Below are 17,897 nucleotides of genomic sequence, written 5' to 3'. Positions count from 1 at the left end.
CTGAAAAGCATGGCGAGCCTCATTCACTGCCCGCATTGCGGCGTCCGGCCGAAGGAAGAGTTTTCGATCCGCGGCGACGCGTCGCTGGTCCGCCCCGATCCGGAAGCGTCCGACGAGGCCTGGAACGATTACGTCCATATCCGCAGCAATCCGCGCGGCCGCTACCGCGAGCATTGGCAGCATGTTGCCGGTTGCCGCCGCTGGCTGGTGGTCGAGCGCGATACATTCACCCATGAGGTGTTTTCCGTCACGGATGCTGCCGCTGCCACTGTTGCGCGGGAGGCTGGCCGATGACAGCGTATCGCCTTGCCTCCAGCGGTCTGGTCGATCGCAGTGCGCCTCTCGATTTCCGGTTCGATAACCGGAACCTGACCGGATTTTCGGGCGATACGCTCGCCTCTGCGTTGCTTGCCAATGATCAGCTTCTGGTCGGCCGCAGCTTCAAATATCACCGGCCACGCGGCATCGTCACCGCCGGGCCGTCCGAACCGAATGCGCTCGTCACCGTCGGCAAGGGCGCGGATAGTGACCCGAACACCAAGGCAACGGTTGCCGAACTTTATTCCGGTCTGGACGCCCGCAGCCAGAACCGGTTCCCATCGCTGAAATACGATATCGGCGCCGTCAACGGCCTGTTGTCGCCGTTTCTTGGAGCAGGTTTCTACTACAAGACGTTCATGTGGCCGGCGGCCTTCTGGGAGAAGATCTATGAGCCCATCATCCGCAAGGCGGCAGGGCTTGGACGCGCAGTGCTTGAACGCGATCCGCAGGCCTATGAAAAATGCTGGGCGCATTGCGACCTGCTGGTTGTCGGCTCTGGCCCCACGGGGTTGATGGCGGCGCTTACCGCTGGCCGCGCGGGCTTGCGGGTCATTTTGGCGGACGAGGATTTCAGGCTGGGCGGTTCGCTGCTTGGCGAGACTGCGCGGATCGGCGACGCTTCTGCGCAGGATTTTGCCGAGAGGTTCCTCGCGGAACTCCGTTCCTTGCCAAATGTGACGATGATGCCGCGCACCACTGTTTTCGGTTGGTACGATGACAATGTGTTTGGCGCGGTCGAGCGGGTGCAGAAGCATGTGGCGCTGCCGCAGGCGAAACTGCCGGTCGAACGGCTTTGGCGGATCATCGCAAAGCGGGCGTTGCTGGCGACAGGTGCCGAGGAACGGCCGCTGGTCTTCGGCGGCAATGACAAGCCGGGTGTGATGATGGCCGGCGCCATGCGCACCTATGCCAACCGCTTCGGTGTGGCGGCCGGAAAATCGGTGGCAATTTTCACCAATGGCAGCGCCGGTTACCGCACAGCCGCTGATCTTACGGCGCATGGTGTCGACATTGCTGCGATCATCGACAGCCGCGCTGATGGTTCTGATCGTGCGCCGGACGGCGTTCGGGTCATTCGATCGGCGTCGGTCATCGACACCAAGGGGCGTCAGCGCGTAGCCGGTGTCGTGGTAGAGCGCTCGGGCTTCGAGCAGACGATTGCCTGCGATGCGATCGGCATGTCCGGCGGCTGGAACCCGATTATCCATCTTGCCTGCCAGCGCGGAGCCAAGGCCGTCTGGTCCGAGGATTTGAAGACGTTTCTGGCGCCGGACGTTGGCAATGGGCTTGTTGTCGCCGGGGCCGCGGCGGGGCGCTACACTTTGGCTGGCTGTCTGAAGGACGGTGCGGACAAAGCGGCGGTTCTCGCTGCCGATCTCGGATTTTCGGCCGTTTCCCACACGGCGCCTGCCGTCGAAGGCGAAATCGATCCCTCGTTTACGGCGCTGTGGTATTCGCCGGGCGCCAAGGCAAAGGCCTTTGTCGATTTCCAGAACGATGTCCACGTCAGGGATATCGGGCTTGCCCTGCGAGAGGGCTTTGGCCATGTCGAGCATGCCAAGCGTTACACGACAAACGGCATGGCGACCGATCAGGGCAAGCTCTCCGGCATCAATGCCACTGGCCTTCTGGCCGCGATGCAGGGCATCAGTCCGGCCGATGTCGGCACGACCACGTTCCGGCCGTTCTACACGCCGGTCGCCTTCGGCGCATTGGCGGGAACATCGCGCGACGAGCATGCCGCGCCGGTGCGCAAATCGCCGTTGCATGGTTGGGCACAGCGAAACGGTGCCGTGTTCGTCGATTCCGGCCTGTGGTTCCGCCCCGCCTATTTTTCGCGCGGTGGCGAAAAGACCTGGCGCGAAAGCACCGACCGGGAAGTCCTCACTATCAGAGAAAATGTGGGTCTCTGCGATGTCTCGACGCTCGGCAAGATCGAGATCTTCGGGCCGGACGCTGCGGAATTTCTCAATCGGCTTTACTGCAATCCGTTTTTGAAGCTGCCGGTCGGCAAGGCACGGTACGGCTTGATGTTGCGCGAGGATGGCATGGTCTATGACGATGGCACGACCAGCCGGTTGTCGCACGAGCATTTTGTCATGACTACCACCACGGCGCTGGCCGGCGGCGTCATGTCCCATATGGAATATTGCGCGCAGGTGCATTGGCCGGATCTCAAGGTGCGCTTCTGCTCCTCGACCGATCAATGGGCGCAGATGGCGATTGCTGGGCCGAAGGCGCGCCTGGTCCTGCAAACGCTGGTCGAGGATGATATTTCCGACGCGGCCTTTCCGTTCCTTGCCGCCGGTACCGTCACCCTGAGGGGCGGACTGAAGGCGCGGTTGTTCCGGATCTCGTTTTCGGGTGAATTGGCCTATGAGCTTGCGGTGCCTGCGGGGCTTGGTGAGGCCGTTGCCGATGCCATCATGGAAGAGGGCAGGGCGCATGGGATTTGTGCTTACGGGCTGGAGGCCCTGAACGTTCTGCGCATCGAAAAGGGACACGTCACGCATGCCGAATTCGATGGCCGGGTAACGCCTGACGATGCAGGCTTCGGCCGTATGGTCTCGGCGCAGAAACAGGACTTCATCGGCAAGCGGCTTTCGACCCGTTACGGTCTGACGGCCGCCGACCGCATGCAGATGGTTGGATTGAAGCCGGTGGAAACGGACCAGCATATCCGCGCCGGAGCGCATCTGTTGCGCGAGGGTGCAAAGCCATCGACACTGAACGATCAGGGGTATGTCAGCTCCGCCTGCTTCTCGCCGACGCTTGGACACGATATCGCGCTGGCCTTCCTCAAATCGGGCCGCGAGCGCTATGGCGAACGGGTCGTCGTCTGGGACAAGCTGGCAGGCGCCGAGACGGTGGCGGAAATCTGCAATCCTGTCTTCGTCGATCCCGGCAACACGAAACTGAACTCCTGAGGCGGATGCGGACATGAGCAGAACCTATATTTCCCGCCATCCCCTGGATGATCTGCTGCCGCTGGAACCGGGCATTCGCGCGGTTGACCATCTGGATATTCCGCGCGTTGTCGCAATCGTTTCGGTTATGGCTATGGACGGCGAGGAGGCTTCTGTGGCTGCTGGATTGGCTGCTTCGGGCGATGCGTCAGCCCGCTTTTCGGGACCCGGCGAGTGGCTGGCTGTGTCGCAGCCGCAAACGGCGGAAAGCCTGCATCGCAATTTGTCCCTGCTTTTGGCAGAGACGGCCTACATTGTCGATCAGAGCGATGGCCGCGTCGTTTTCAGGCTGTCCGGCCCCAATGTCCGGCGGATCCTTGCCAAGGGCATTGCCACCGATCTGCATCCGGCGATCTTCGAGACCGGGACATCCGTCAATGTGCTTTGCGGCCATATCAGCGTCAATCTGGCCCGCACCGGTGAGAACGAATTCGAGCTGATCGTCATGCGCAGCTTCGCCGTCGCGCTCTTCGATGATCTGAAAGTGATGGGCCGGGAATTCGATCTCTCCGCCGGTTTCTCCGTCCGGGGATAAAAGCGGCATCGCATGACGTTTTTACGGCGCTCCTGAAGTAGCCGATGGCGGGAATGGGCAAGACCTGTTCGCAGGGATATCTTTCACAGCGGCGGCTTTGCCGGTACGGTTTCGACAGCCAAGATTTCGCTTAACTGAGCGGGATGCTTTTCGCAAGCAATCCCGAAACCGGAGAATATCCATGAAAAGCCATGCCAGGGTCGTCGTTATCGGCGGCGGCGTCGTCGGTTGCTCGATCCTTTATCATCTGACGAAGTTCGGCTGGACCGATGTGGTACTTCTGGAGCGCTCGGAACTCACCTCCGGTTCCACTTGGCATGCGGCCGGCGGCATGCACACGATTAATGGCGATCCGAACGTCGCCAAGCTGCAGAAATATACGGTCGAACTCTACAAGGAAATCCAGGAGTATTCCGGCCAGGACATCGGCCTCCACATGACGTCCGGCATGATGCTGGCGGCAACCAAGGAGCGGTTCGACTGGATGAAGTCGATCCTTGCCAAGGGCCGATATATGGGGCTGGAAGCCGAGCTTTTGACGCCGAAGGAAGCGCATGAGCTGATGCCGCTGCTTGATCCCACGCAGTTCGTTGGCGCCGTGTTCGATCCGGTCGAGGGCCATCTCGATCCCTATGGCACCACCCATGCCTATGCCAAATCCGCCAAAAAGAACGGCGCTGATATCTACCTGCACACCAAGGTGGAGGATCTTGTCCAGCTGGAGGACGGCTCATGGCGGGTGATCACCAACAAGGGTGAGATCATCGCCGAGCATGTCGTCAACGCCGCTGGTCTGTGGGCACGCGAGGTTGGCCGCATGACGGGGCTGGAACTGCCGGTGCTGGCCATGGAGCACATGTATCTCATCACCGAGGACATGCCGGAAGTCATCGAATTCAACCAGACGCGCGGCAAGGAACTGATGCATTGCGTCGATTTCGATGGCGAGATTTACCTGCGCCAGGAACGCAATGGCATGCTGATGGGTACCTATGAAAAGGCCTGCCGCCCGTGGTCGCCGATCACCACGTCATGGGACTTCGGCCATGAATTGCTGGCCGAGGATATCGAGCGTATCACGCCTGAACTCGAAGTCGGTTTCCGCCACTTCCCGGCCTTCAACAATGCCGGCATCAAGAAGATCATCAACGGCCCCTTCACCTTCTCGCCGGACGGCAACCCGCTCGTCGGCCCGGTGCGTGGCCTCACCAACTACTGGTCGGCCTGCGCCGTCATGGCCGGGTTTAGCCAGGGCGGTGGCGTCGGTCTGGCGCTGGCCAACTGGATCATCTATGGGGACCCGGGCTTTGACGTGTTTGCCATGGACGTCTCGCGTTTCGGTGATTTCGCCACGCTCGGCTTCACCAATGCCAAGGTTCGCGAAAACTATTCCCGCCGCTTCTCGATCCGTTACCCCAATGAAGAATTGCCGGGTGCGCGTCCGTTCCTGACCACGCCGATCTACGACAAGCTGAAGGATGCCGGCGCTGTGTTCGGCGCCTCCTATGGCCTCGAATCACCACTGTGGTTTGCGCCGAAGGGCGAGGAAGACAAATTCTCCTGGCGCCGCTCGAACGATTTCGACGTTGTTGGTGCGGAAGCCAAGGCCGTGCGCGACAGCGTTGGGCTGATGGAGACCTCCGGCTTTGCCAAGTACACGATCACCGGCAAGGGCGCGGAAGCCTGGCTCGACCGGATCTTGACCTGCCGTATCCCGGCCACCGGCCGCATGTCACTGGCACCGATGCTGAAGGACGACGGCAAGCTGATCGGCGACTTCACGCTGGCAAAGCTCGGGGAAGGGGATTTCCTGCTCATCGGCTCGGGCATTGCCGAGGATTACCATATGCGCTGGTTCGAGGGCCATCTGCCGAAGGACGGCTCGGTGACGCTGAAAGCGTTGAACCTGCAGCTGGTCGGGCTGTCGATTGCCGGCCCGAATTCCCGTGCGCTGATTTCCAAGCTGACGCATCTCGATATGTCCGACGACGCCTTTGCCTTCATGGATATCCGCCGGATGGATCTCGGCATGGCGCCTGCAATCGTCGGCCGTGTCAGCTACACCGGCGATCTCGGTTATGAAATCTGGATGAAGCCGGAATATCAGCGCTATCTCTACGACCTGATCATGGGGGCTGGTGCAGAATTTGATATCAGGCCGTTTGGGCTGCGGGCACTTAACGCGCTGCGAGTCGAAAAATCCTTCGGCAGCTGGTCGCGCGAATACCGCCCGCTTTACGGGCCATTCGAAGCCGGGCTCGGGCGATTCGTTGCCCTGAAGAAGGATGCTGACTTCATCGGCAAGCAGGCGGCGGCCAAGGAAAAGGCCGAAGGCGGCACCTTGCGGCTACGCACTTTCATCATCGAGGCCAGGGACGCTGATGTGATCGGCGACGAGCCGATCTCGCTGAACGGCAAGGTCTGTGGCTGGGTGACATCGGGCGGCTATGCCCATGCGTCCGGTGTTTCGGTGGCGATAGGCTATGTTCCAAAGGAGGTTGCGGATGAGGTCGAGGGGTGGCAAGTTGAATTGCTGGGCGAGATGCTGCCCGCCCGCCTGCAGATGCAGCCGCTTTTCGATGCCAACGGTTCGCGCATGCGATCCTGACCGTTCGATTGCAGTCGCGGCATTTCATAGACCCGGCTGGCGTTGAACGCGCTCGCCGGGGCGAGGCCATGTTTAACCGTATAATTCACGGTCTTATGCCCAAAAACAGGGCCTAAACTGCACTATTTTTGATTTTTCGACTGTTTAAGCGTCAATATCACTAAAATGGGAAAGAAATTCAGGAAAGCATCATTTTAAGCTTCACTTTTGGTCTGAAAGCATTATGGAATCCTCTATCGAAAAGGCTCAGAAAGAGCCACGAAAAGAAGAGGTCTGACCTACTAGGATCAGACCCGGGGGATATTGATGGAGTATTTTGTCCAGCAGCTCGTCAACGGGCTGACTCTTGGCTCTATTTACGGTTTGATTGCCATTGGTTATACAATGGTTTACGGCATTATCGGCATGGTGAACTTCGCTCACGGCGATATCTTCATGCTTGGCGGTTTCGCAGCACTTATTGTTTACCTGGTTCTTGTGGGTTTGTTCGGCGGTGTTCCGATCGCACTTGCCCTTTTCGTCATGATCATCGTGGCGATGCTGATGACCGGGTTGTGGAACTGGGTCATTGAGAAGATGGCTTACCGCCCGCTACGCGGTTCGTTTCGCCTCGCGCCACTGATTACCGCGATCGGCATGTCCATCGCTCTGTCGAACTTCATTCAGGTGACGCAAGGCCCGCGCAACAAGCCGATCCCGCCGCTGGTGTCGTCGGTTTACAATGTTTTCGGCATCTCGATCTCGTTGAAACAGATCATCATTGTTGTGGTGACTGCGGTTCTGCTGACGATCTTCTGGTATATCGTCAACCACACGCCGCTTGGCCGTGCGCAGCGCGCCACCGAGCAGGACCGCAAGATGGCGGCATTGCTGGGCATCGACGTCGACAAAACCATCTCGATCACCTTCGTCATGGGCGCGGCGCTGGCTGCTGTCGCCGGAACCATGTACCTGATGTATTATGGTGTCATCGTCTTCACGGATGGCTTCACGCCGGGCGTCAAGGCCTTCACGGCCGCGGTTCTGGGTGGCATCGGCTCACTGCCGGGAGCTGTGCTGGGCGGTCTGATGATCGGGCTCATCGAGTCTCTGTGGTCTGCCTATTTCACCATCGACTACAAGGATGTCGCGACATTCTCGATCCTCGCCATCGTGCTGATTTTCAAGCCGTCTGGTATTCTGGGTCGGCCGGAAGTCGAGAAGGTATAATTCAATGGCAAACATTACCAACACACCTGAGAGCGCCGGCAGCAATCTGATGGCGCGGGCTCTGCGCGAGGCGTTTTATGCGGGCCTCGTCGCCCTTGGCCTGTTCGTTCTGTTCGTCGGCCTGAAGACCGACCAGAACATCCTGAACGAGTTGGTCCTCGTTCAACGCTGGGGATTGCTGGCGGTTTTCGTCGCCATCGCCGCGGTTGGACGCTTCCTGTCGGTGGCCTTCATCCGTCCCTATCTCGCTGAGCGCAAGGCTTCAAAGGCCAGTGCAGGCGTGAAGGAACCCGGCTTCGTGACGCGCAACTTCAGCATGATCGCGGTCGCGGTTCTGCTTGTCTATCCGCCGATCATGGTCGCCATTTTCGGTTTCCAAGGCTCGTTGAAATGGGTCGATAATTTCGGCATCCAGATTCTGATCTACGTGATGCTGGCCTGGGGTTTGAACATCGTTGTTGGCCTCGCTGGCCTTCTCGATCTCGGTTATGTCGCCTTCTATGCGGTCGGTGCTTATTCCTACGCATTGCTGTCGTCTTACTTCGGTCTGTCGTTCTGGGTCCTGCTGCCGATGGCCGGCATTTTTGCGGCTCTCTGGGGCATGATCCTCGGGTTCCCGGTTCTGCGCCTGAAGGGCGATTACCTGGCGATCGTGACGCTCGCCTTCGGCGAAATCATCCGGCTGGTTCTGATCAACTGGACCGCCGTTACCAAGGGTACCTTCGGTATCTCCGGTATCGCCAAGGCCTCGGTTTTCGGTATCTGGTCGTTCGATGTCAGTGCATCGAACAATTTCGCCAAGGTATTCGGGTTGCCGATGTCGTCGGCATACTACAAAATCTTCCTGTTCTACCTGATCCTGGCGCTCTGCCTGCTGACAGCCTTCGTGACGATCCGTCTGCGCCGCATGCCGATCGGCCGTGCCTGGGAAGCATTGCGCGAAGACGAGATCGCCTGCCGCTCGCTCGGCATCAATACGGTGACGACCAAGCTCACGGCATTCGCAACGGGTGCCATGTTCGGTGGCTTTGCCGGCTCCTTCTTCGCCGTTCGCCAGGGCTTCGTCTCGCCGGAAAGCTTCGTCTTCCTGGAATCGGCTATCATTCTTGCCATCGTGGTTCTGGGCGGCATGGGCTCGCTGATCGGTATCGCTGTTGCGGCGACGCTGATGATCGGTGGCACCGAGTTGCTGCGTGAAATGGAATTCCTGAAACATATCTTCGGGCCTGATTTTACCCCGGAACTCTATCGCATGCTGATCTTCGGCCTGGCCATGATCATTGTCATGGTGTGGAAACCACGCGGCTTTGTCGGCTCGCGCGAACCCACGGCATTCCTGCGAGAGCGCAAGAATGTCTCCGGCAGCTTCACCAAGGAAGGTCACGGTTGATCATGGCCGGAACGAATACGATGACGAAAGATCCAATCCTCAAAGTCGACCATTTGTCGATGCGCTTCGGCGGCCTGATGGCCATCAACGACCTGTCGTTCGAAGCCTATCGTGGCGACATCACTGCACTGATCGGCCCGAACGGGGCCGGCAAGACCACGGTGTTCAACTGCATCACCGGCTTCTACAAGCCGACGATGGGCATGATCACGATGCGGCAGAAGGCGGGCAAGGAATACCTGCTCGAGCGCATGTCGGATTTCGAGGTCAACCGCGACGCCAAGGTGGCTCGTACGTTCCAGAATATCCGGCTTTTCTCGGGCCTGACGGTTCTGGAAAACCTTCTGGTTGCGCAGCATAACAAGCTGATGCTGGCATCGGGCTATACGGTTCTCGGTCTTCTTGGATTTCCTGCCTACAAGCGGGCGGCGGCGCAGTCGATCGAACAGGCAAAATACTGGCTCGACAAGGCAAACCTGATTGACCGGGCCGACGATCCGGCGGGCGATCTGCCTTACGGCGCCCAGCGCCGTCTGGAAATTGCCCGCGCGATGTGCACCGGGCCCGAATTCCTCTGCCTCGACGAACCGGCAGCTGGTCTCAACCCGCGCGAATCGCTGGCGCTCAACGAGTTGTTGCGCTCAATCCGCAAGGATACGGGGACCTCGATCCTGCTGATCGAGCACGATATGTCCGTGGTCATGGAAATTTCCGACCATGTCGTCGTCCTAGAATACGGTCAGAAGATTTCGGATGGCAATCCGGACCATGTGAAGAACGATCCGAAGGTTATTGCGGCCTATCTCGGCGTTGAAGATGATGAGGTCGAAGAGGTGATCGAACAGATCGAGGAAATCGCCGAAGTTGCGCCGGGAGATACGCACAAATGAGCGGTAACCTTCTGCATGTAAAAGACGTCGAGACTTATTACGGCAACATCCGAGCGCTTGCGGGCGTCGAGGTGGAAGTCAAGCGCGGTGAAATCGTCTGCATGATCGGCGCCAATGGTGCCGGCAAGTCGACACTGATGATGACGATCTGCGGTAGCCCGCAGGCCAAAACCGGCTCGGTTATTTTTGACGGGCAGGACATCACCCGGATGCCGACGCATGAGATCGCGCGGCTGCGGATCGCCCAGTCGCCGGAAGGCCGCCGGATCTTTCCGCGCATGACGGTGTATGAAAATCTTCAGATGGGAGCCAGCCTCGACAATCTGAAATATTTCAACGAGGACGTGGAAAAGATCTTCACGTTGTTTCCGCGCCTCAAGGAGCGCCAGGCGCAGCGTGGTGGAACGCTTTCGGGCGGCGAGCAGCAGATGCTGTCGATCGGCCGCGCGCTGATGGCACGTCCGAAACTGCTGCTTCTCGACGAGCCTTCGCTTGGTCTGGCGCCGCTGATCGTCAAGGGCATCTTTGCCGCGATCAAGAAGCTCAATGAAGAGGAAGGCCTGACGGTATTCCTCGTCGAGCAGAACGCCTTTGCCGCCCTGAAGCTGTCGCACCGTGGTTACGTCATGGTCAACGGCAAGGTGACGATGAGCGGCGGCGGCAAGGAGTTGCTGGCCAATCCGGAAGTGCGCGCCGCCTATCTCGAAGGCGGTCATCATTGATGGCATTCCGGCCCGTGTCAGAAATTTTCATAGGCCTGGGCCGGCTTGTACATCCGATATATTGGAGCGTTCGCATGCGGTTTGAAAACCGCACGGCGCTTTGAAGGGGAGAAACGGAATGCAAGGCATTCTCTACGAAGAACCCTCGGTTCTGTACTTCGCGCTGATCACCATCGTGATGGGTGGATGGACGGCGTGGCGCACTGGAAAGAGTGCGGCCGAAGGCTGGAGCGGCTACCGGGTCCTGGTATTCTATACGCTACTTCTGGGTGTGGCGATCCGGTTCATCCATCATGCGCTTTTCAACGGCAGCATGTTGACTTTACAGTACTATGTCGTGGACACGATCATTCTTTTGCTGTTTGCTACGGCCGGTTATCGTTACTACCGTACGCAGCAGATGACCAATAATTACTACTGGCTTTACGAGAAGGTGTCGCCCTTCTCGTGGAAGTCAAAATGACAGAGGGAACCCCGCGTCAGAGCCTTTGATACTGACACGGAGATAAGAATACCGGCGCGATTATGGTGGGTATCGTGACTGGTTTAAAAAGGCACCCGCTCAATTTTTTTGGGAGTAACAAGATGAAAAAGTCACTTTTGTCAGCTGTTGCGCTGACTGCAATGGTCGCTTTCAGCGGCACTGCATGGGCTGACCTGCTGGTTGGTGTTGCTGGCCCGCTGACGGGTCCGAACGCAGCCTTCGGCGCACAGCTCCAGAAGGGTGCTGAGCAGGCCGCAGCAGACATCAATGCTGCCGGTGGTATCAATGGCGAACAGATCAAGATCGTGCTCGGCGACGACGTTTCCGATCCGAAGCAGGGCGTTTCCGTTGCCAACAAGTTTGTTGCTGACGGCGTCAAATTCGTAATCGGCCACTTCAACTCCGGCGTCTCGATCCCGGCTTCGGAAGTCTATGCTGAAAACGGCATCTTGCAGATCACTCCTGCATCCACCAACCCGGTCTTCACCGAACGCGGCCTGTGGAACACCTTCCGTACCTGCGGCCGTGACGACCAGCAGGGTGCTGTTGCCGGTGCTTATATCGCTGCAAACTTCAAGGACGCCAAGGTTGCCGTCGTTCACGACAAGACGCCTTACGGCCAGGGCCTTGCTGACCTGACCAAGGCTGCGATGAACGAAGCCGGCGTCAAGGAAGCCGTCTACGAAGGCATCACCGCTGGCGACAAGGACTTCTCGGCTCTGATCGCCAAGATGAAGGAAGCCGGTGTATCGCTGGTTTACTACGGCGGTCTGCACACGGAAGCTGGCCTGATCATGCGCCAGATGGCTGACCAGGGCCTGAAGGCAACCCTGATGTCCGGCGACGGCATCGTCTCGAACGAACTTGCTTCGATCGCTGGTGACGCAGTCAACGGCACGCTGATGACGTTCGCTCCGGATCCGCGCAAGAACCCGGCTGCAAAGGAACTTGTTGAGAAGTTCCGTGCCAACGGTTTTGAGCCGGAAGCCTACACGCTCTACTCCTACTCCGCTCTGCAGGTTATCGCGGAAGCTGCCAAGACCACCGGCGGCAACGATCCGCAGGCTGTTGCCGAGAACATCAAGGGCAAGGGTCCGTTCAAGACCGTTATCGGCGAGTTCGGCTATGACGAAAAGGGCGACATCACCCGTCCGGACTACGTCATGTACACCTGGAAGAAGGGTGACGACGGCAAGTACAGCTACTTCGAAAACGACAAATAATCGTTCTCAGGTGAGCACTGATAGTCCTTCTGGACTGCGAAAGGCCCGGCATTGCCGGGCCTTTTTGCATTCGGCATGCGTCATCGCCGGTTGCCGTTTTTGGCAAGTCTGTTTCAACAAACCAGCGGCTGGATCGCGGGCCGTCCTGTGTTAGATGTCTGATTTGAAGTTTTGAATCGGAGCAGACCATGAACGGAAAACCACGCATTCTTGTGACCCGGCGCTGGCCGGATGCCGTCGAGCGTGTGCTTGCCGAACGGTTCGACGCGACATTCAACACCTCGGATGTTGCTATGGATGCCAAAGCTCTTGCCGAGGCGCTGCAATCGTTTGATGCCGTGTTGCCGACGGTGTCCGACCGTCTGCCAGCGTCGCTGTTTGAAGAGGGCGATCTGCGCACCCGAATCCTGGGGAATTTTGGTGTCGGTTACAATCACATCGATATCGCGGCGGCAGAACATTACGGGATAACCGTCACCAACACGCCGGGGGTACTGACCGATTGCACGGCCGATATCGCCATGTCGCTGCTGCTTTCGGTGGCGCGCCGGGCGGGGGAAGGTGAGCGGGAGGTTCGTGCCGGACAATGGACCGGCTGGCGGCCAACGCACATGATCGGGACTAAGGTAACTGGAAAGACGCTGGGCATCATCGGCTTCGGGCGGATCGGCAAGGCGATGGCCAAGCGCTGCCATTTCGGGTTCGATATGGACGTGGTTTTTTACAACAGATCGAAGATCGATCCGGTGGAAGCCGCACGCTATGGCGCACGGCAATTGGATACCGTGGAGGACGTGTTGGCGGCTGCCGATTTTGTGTCGCTGCACTGCCCGGGCGGCGGCGAAAACCGTTATTTGATCAATGCGCAGCGGCTGGCAGTGATGAAGCCGGGCGCCTATCTGATCAACACGGCACGCGGCGATGTGGTGGATGAGACTGCGTTGGTTACGGCGCTGGAAACCGGCACGATTCGGGGCGCAGGGCTGGATGTCTTCGAGGCGGAACCGAATGTTCCGGAGCGCCTACGGGCGTTGGAGAACGTCGTTCTCCTGCCGCATCTTGGCAGTGCGACCGAAGAAACGCGCACGGCCATGGGCATGAAAGTGGTGGAGAATATCACCGCGTTCTTCGAAGGCCGGGAGCCGCCCGACAAGGTTGCTTGATCGACTATTCCTGGCGCAACGCGTTTGCGGCCTTCACAGCCGCAGACGCCCGATTTTCAACGCCGAGCTTCACATAGATCTGTTCCAGATGCTTGTTGACGGTGCGGGCGCTCAGGCCAAGAATCTCGCCGATATCGCGATTGGATTTGCCCTTGGCGATCCAGAGCAGGACCTGCCCCTCGCGCACCGTCAGTAAGAAATTCTGTCGAAGGATTTCGTCGTCGCTGGTTTGGCTGACGCCGGTCAGCCGGAACAGGAATTCGTCACCGCCGATTGCTCCGAGATAGGCGAGTTGCAATACCGGCTGTCCGTTCTGATGGATCATCAGCGGGCCATCCTTGGATACCCCGTGTTTTTCACGTTCCTGCAACCAGCCGCAAATATGCACCGCCAGCGTATCCAGGCCGTCGTCGCGGCCTGTTGCAGCATTGACAAGGCGGGTCGCCTGCGGTGTCGACCACTGGATGGTGCCATTGCTGCGCACGGCAAGCAGATGCCGCCCTGCCGCGTCCAGCGCCACCCGGGCGCTTTGTGCCGAGCGCGCATTGGCGAGATGAACGCGGATACGGGCGCGCAGTTCGTCGATATTGATCGGCTTGGAGAGGTAATCGACGCCGCCGGATTCGAGTGCGTGGACGATGTGTTCGGTTTCGGTCAGCCCGGTCATGAAAATCACTGGCACCTGCGCCACGGACGGATTGGTCTTCAGTGTCCGGCAGGTTTCAAAGCCGTTCATGCCGGGCATGACGGCATCCATCAGGATGACGTCCGGCGTGATGCGGTCGACGACATTGATGGCCGCATTTCCAGAGGTGGCGATCAGCACGGAGAAGCCGGATTGCTCCAGTGCGTCGGTGAGAAAACCCAGTGTTTCCGGGGAATCGTCGACGATGAGCACGATATCGCGCGGATGCACTGCTTCATTCACCGGCCGATCCCCCCTGTTTGTTGATGTTCTGCAGGAAGTCGGCATAGCCGGCAAGGTCGAAAGCTTGGACATAGGTCTTGACCGCATCGGTAAACGGCTGGTTTTCCTCCTGCCGGGCGAGATCGGCGAGTTTGGCCTCGATACCCCGGACATAGCCGATTTCACCGAGCCGGATCAGTTCCTCGACATGGGCAGCGCCGGGGTTCGTCATGGTGCGTTTGGGCTTGGCCTTGAACGCCGGTTGCACCGTGTCGCGATAGATCCATTCTAGGGTCAGATGCACCGCCAGCTTGTCCTGCAACTGGCGGATATCGAAGGGTTTGGCCAACGTATCGTTGTGGCCCGTATGGGTGTCGGCGGCCGTGCCGTCGCCGATATTGGCCGACACCATGATGACCGGCGCCGTTTGTTCATGATCGCGCAGCCGTGTGACCAATTGCCAGCCGTTCATACCGGGCATCGAGATGTCGATGAGGAAAAGGTCAGGTTTGATCCCCTCGATCAAGGTCAGGCATTCCATGCCACCGGCAGCCGTCAGCACGACGAAATCGAGCGGCATCAGCACTTCGCGCATCAGGTCGCGATGATCCTCGTTGTCATCGACCACGACGATGGTGCGGCGTGGTCCGGCGTAGCCGGCGATCTTGCGGACCGAGGGAAGGGTGGCGGCCGGGCGATTGATCGCCGACAGCATTAGCCGCACCCGGAAGGTCGACCCCTTGTCGCGCTCGCTATCGACGACGATCTCGCCGCCGAGTGTCTGGGTCAAAAGCCGGGTGATTGTCAGGCCGAGGCCAAGGCCGGGCATCGGCCGGATATGCTCGGCCTCGCCGCGCTGGAAGGGTTCGAAGATCCGCGGCAGGTCGGCCTGTGATATGCCGCGGCCGGTGTCGGAGACCGTGAAGGCCGCCACCTGGCTGCGATAGGCGACGTCGAAACGGATGGTGCCGGTATCGGTAAATTTTATGGCATTGGAGAGCAGGTTGACGAGAATCTGGCGCAGGCGCTTCTCGTCGGTGCGGACATATTGCGGCAGGGCGCTTGCGCGTTCGTGCTCGAAAAACAGCCCTTTGGCCTGCGCTTGCGGGCGGAACATATCGGTGATCTGGTCGAGGAAATCCTGGATATTGATCTCGTTGGAATAGACCTGCAGGCGCCCCGCCTCGATCTTGGAAATATCCAGCAGGCCGTCGATGAGGCCGGAGAGATGATCGGCGCTGCGCTTGATGACCTTGATCGCCGACTGGCGTGGGGCGGGTATCGTTTCGTCGCGCTCGAGAATTTGGGCATAGCCGAGCACGGCGTTGAGCGGCGTGCGCAGCTCATGGCTGAGGCCAACCACATAACGGCTCTTGGCCCGGTTGGCGGCCTCCGCCGTCTCCTTGGCATATTGCAGGGCGGCGTCGGTCTTCTTGTGGGCGGCGATTTCCTTGAGCAGCAGGGTATTTTGGCGCGAGGATTCTTCCTCGGCCACCAGGCGGCTGTCATGCGCCAGCACGTAAAACCAGCAGACGACCCCGGTCACCACGGCAAAAACGAAAAAGACCACGCCGACGGTGCGGTTGATCACCGAGGCTGTCTCCGGCGAGGCCGTGCCGGTCTGATGGGCGATCATCGCCAGAATGATACCGATACCGGCAACCGACAGAACGACGGCGATGCCATATCGGCCGAGCCGGGTGGACAGCGTTTCCATCACCTTTTGCGGCAGCAAGGCCTTGGCCGCCACCGCTGTCTGCGCGTTGAAGCGCGCATGCGGTTTGCACATGTCGTGGCAGCGGCTGTCGAGCGAGCAGCACAGCGAGCAGATCGGCGCGGAATAGGCAGGGCACCAGGCCATGTCCTCCGGCTCGAACGGGTGTTCGCAGATCGAACAGGTAACGGTCGATAGCGTCTTCCAGCTCTGGCGCGGCTTGCGGGCCAGGTAATATTTGCCCTTTGTCACCCAGGCGATGGTGGGCGAGACGAGGAAGGCGGTGATCAGCGCGATATAGGGCGCAAGCGACGCGGCCATGGCGCCAAACACGCCGAAATGCGCCGTCAACGCGATCAGCGCCGATGCCGTCATGGCACCAGTGCCGACTGGGTTGATATCGTAGAGATGGGCGCGCTTGAACTCGATGTTGGGTGGTGCCAGCCCCAGCGGCTTGTTGATGAACAGATCGGCGGAGATCGTGCATAGCCAGGCCATGGCGATGATCGAGAAGATGCCGAGCGTTTCTTCCAAGAGCTTGTAGATGCCGAGTTCCATCAACAGCAGCGCGATGGCCACATTGAACATCAGCCAGACGACGCGGCCGGGATGGCTATGGGTGAGGCGGGAGAAGAAATTCGACCAGGCGAGCGAGCCTGCATAGGCGTTCATGACGTTGATCTTCAGCTGCGACACGACGACGAAGGCGGCCATCAGCAACAGCGCCGCATTGTGCCACGGGATCATGTAGCCGAACGCTGTCAGGTACATATGCGCGGGGTCGGCGGCATCCTCGACCGGAACGCCGGCGCTGAGACAGAGGACGACCAGGAACGAACCCGCCAGCAGCTTCGGCGCGCCGACGATTACCCAGCCGGCGCCGGCCAGGAATACGGCAAGCCGGTGATGCAGCTTGCGCTGGCCTTCCGGCGGCAGGAAGCGGAGGAAATCCACCTGCTCGCCGATCTGCGCCATCAGGGCGAGGATAACGGCGGAGGCTGCGCCAAATTCCAGCAGCGAGAACGGTGCGAGCGTACCGGGTTCGCCGAATGGCTTGCTGGTGCCGGGAAAGGCAAGCCAGAGGTCGAACTTGCTCCAGTCGGCCAGCGCGATGAAGGTAAAGGGTGCGATATTGAGGATGATCCAGAACGGCTGGGTCAAAAGCTGAAACTTGCTGATCAGCCGGACACCATGGGTCACCAGCGGGATGACCATAACGGCGCTGATGATATAGCCGATCCAGACGGGGATGCCGAGTGCCAGCTCCAGCGCCGCCGACATGATCGAGGCTTCGATGGCAAACAGCATGAAGGTGAACGAGGCGTAGATCAGCGACGTGATCGTCGAGCCGATATAACCAAAGCTGGCGCCGCGCGTCAAAAGGTCGATATCGACGCCGTGGCGGATGGCATAGCGGCTGATCGGCAGGCCGACGCCGAGCATGACGAGGCTGGCGACGAGAATGGCGATGATGGCATTGGTGGTGCCGTAGGACAGCGTGATGGCGCCGCCGATCGCCTCCAGCGCCAGAAACGAGATCGCCCCGATCGCCGTCTGCGAAATGCGCTGCGAGGAGAATTGCCGGGCGCTCTTGGCGGTGAACCGCAGCGCGTAGTCTTCCAGCGTCTGGTTGGCGACCCAGCGATTGTATTCGCGGCGGACCGGGATGATGCGCTGGCGTGCGGTCATGCCTAATTTATATTCCCGTTCTTTATGTGATCAATGATTGGGCAATGTCCTCCGGTCTACGATTTTTTGCAAGTGC

13 protein-coding genes are annotated in these 17,897 nt (G+C 59.5%); 11 read left to right on the top strand and 2 right to left on the bottom strand.

The window, feature by feature from the left end:
• The first annotated feature begins 9 nt into the window (after positions 1-9).
• The 11 genes from ACSQ3J_RS16225 to ACSQ3J_RS16175 all read left to right on the top strand — a co-directional run bounded on the left by ACSQ3J_RS16225 (position 10) and on the right by ACSQ3J_RS16175 (position 13,511).
• Entirely contained in the window at positions 10-294 is a 285-nt protein-coding gene (locus tag ACSQ3J_RS16225; protein WP_060505929.1) for a sarcosine oxidase subunit delta, read from the top strand.
• A complete protein-coding gene (locus ACSQ3J_RS16220) occupies positions 291-3,248 on the top strand; it encodes a sarcosine oxidase subunit alpha family protein (RefSeq protein ID WP_436039548.1) in 2,958 nt (985 codons plus the stop codon). Before ACSQ3J_RS16225 ends, ACSQ3J_RS16220 begins: the two co-directional genes overlap by 4 nt.
• Positions 3,249-3,261: 13 nt before the next feature.
• Positions 3,262-3,822 (top strand): sarcosine oxidase subunit gamma, encoded by a 561-nt coding sequence (locus tag ACSQ3J_RS16215; RefSeq protein WP_060505927.1) that lies wholly within the window; start codon positions 3,262-3,264, stop codon positions 3,820-3,822.
• Between the two features lie 181 nt (positions 3,823-4,003).
• Positions 4,004-6,430 (top strand): GcvT family protein, encoded by a 2,427-nt coding sequence (locus tag ACSQ3J_RS16210; protein WP_436039547.1) that lies wholly within the window; start codon positions 4,004-4,006, stop codon positions 6,428-6,430.
• A gap of 306 nt (positions 6,431-6,736) precedes the next feature.
• Positions 6,737-7,639 (top strand): branched-chain amino acid ABC transporter permease, encoded by a 903-nt coding sequence (locus ACSQ3J_RS16205; RefSeq protein ID WP_060505925.1) that lies wholly within the window; start codon positions 6,737-6,739, stop codon positions 7,637-7,639.
• Positions 7,640-7,643: 4 nt separating this feature from the next.
• Positions 7,644-9,029, top strand: coding sequence for a high-affinity branched-chain amino acid ABC transporter permease LivM (gene livM / locus ACSQ3J_RS16200; RefSeq protein ID WP_060505924.1), 1,386 nt, complete (start codon positions 7,644-7,646; stop codon positions 9,027-9,029).
• Between the two features lie 2 nt (positions 9,030-9,031).
• Complete coding sequence (locus tag ACSQ3J_RS16195; RefSeq protein ID WP_060505923.1) at positions 9,032-9,919, top strand: ABC transporter ATP-binding protein; 888 nt, start codon at positions 9,032-9,034, stop codon at positions 9,917-9,919.
• On the top strand, positions 9,916-10,641 hold the full coding sequence (locus tag ACSQ3J_RS16190; protein WP_060505922.1) for an ABC transporter ATP-binding protein: 726 nt from the start codon (positions 9,916-9,918) through the stop codon (positions 10,639-10,641). The genes ACSQ3J_RS16195 and ACSQ3J_RS16190 overlap by 4 nt, the downstream gene beginning before the upstream one ends.
• A 118-nt stretch (positions 10,642-10,759) precedes the next feature.
• A complete protein-coding gene (locus ACSQ3J_RS16185) occupies positions 10,760-11,104 on the top strand; it encodes a DUF6867 family protein (RefSeq protein WP_060505921.1) in 345 nt (114 codons plus the stop codon).
• Between the two features lie 122 nt (positions 11,105-11,226).
• Positions 11,227-12,348 carry a branched-chain amino acid ABC transporter substrate-binding protein gene (locus tag ACSQ3J_RS16180; RefSeq protein WP_060505920.1) on the top strand — a complete coding sequence of 374 codons (1,122 nt, stop codon included), beginning with the start codon at positions 11,227-11,229 and terminating at the stop codon, positions 12,346-12,348.
• Between the two features lie 188 nt (positions 12,349-12,536).
• Positions 12,537-13,511: a 2-hydroxyacid dehydrogenase gene (locus ACSQ3J_RS16175; RefSeq protein ID WP_436039545.1), complete on the top strand. Its 975-nt coding sequence runs from the start codon at positions 12,537-12,539 to the stop codon at positions 13,509-13,511.
• Positions 13,512-13,515: 4 nt separating this feature from the next.
• Here ACSQ3J_RS16175 and ACSQ3J_RS16170 read toward each other — a convergent pair whose 3' ends face one another.
• Together ACSQ3J_RS16170 and ACSQ3J_RS16165 are read right to left on the bottom strand one after the other, a co-directional pair.
• The gene (locus tag ACSQ3J_RS16170; protein WP_436039606.1) at positions 13,516-14,484 is read right to left on the bottom strand and encodes a response regulator; all 969 of its coding nucleotides are present in this window, start codon (positions 14,482-14,484) and stop codon (positions 13,516-13,518) included.
• A complete protein-coding gene (locus tag ACSQ3J_RS16165) occupies positions 14,432-17,821 on the bottom strand; it encodes a hybrid sensor histidine kinase/response regulator (RefSeq protein WP_060505917.1) in 3,390 nt (1,129 codons plus the stop codon). Before ACSQ3J_RS16165 ends, ACSQ3J_RS16170 begins: the two co-directional genes overlap by 53 nt.
• Positions 17,822-17,897: the final 76 nt, after the last annotated feature.

Source organism: Rhizobium sp. LjRoot98 (genome assembly GCF_964252935.1).
Classification (GTDB): domain Bacteria; phylum Pseudomonadota; class Alphaproteobacteria; order Rhizobiales; family Rhizobiaceae; genus Pararhizobium.
The sequence above is the reverse complement of the archived record's forward strand: the minus strand, read 5'-3'. Positions and strand labels throughout refer to the sequence as shown.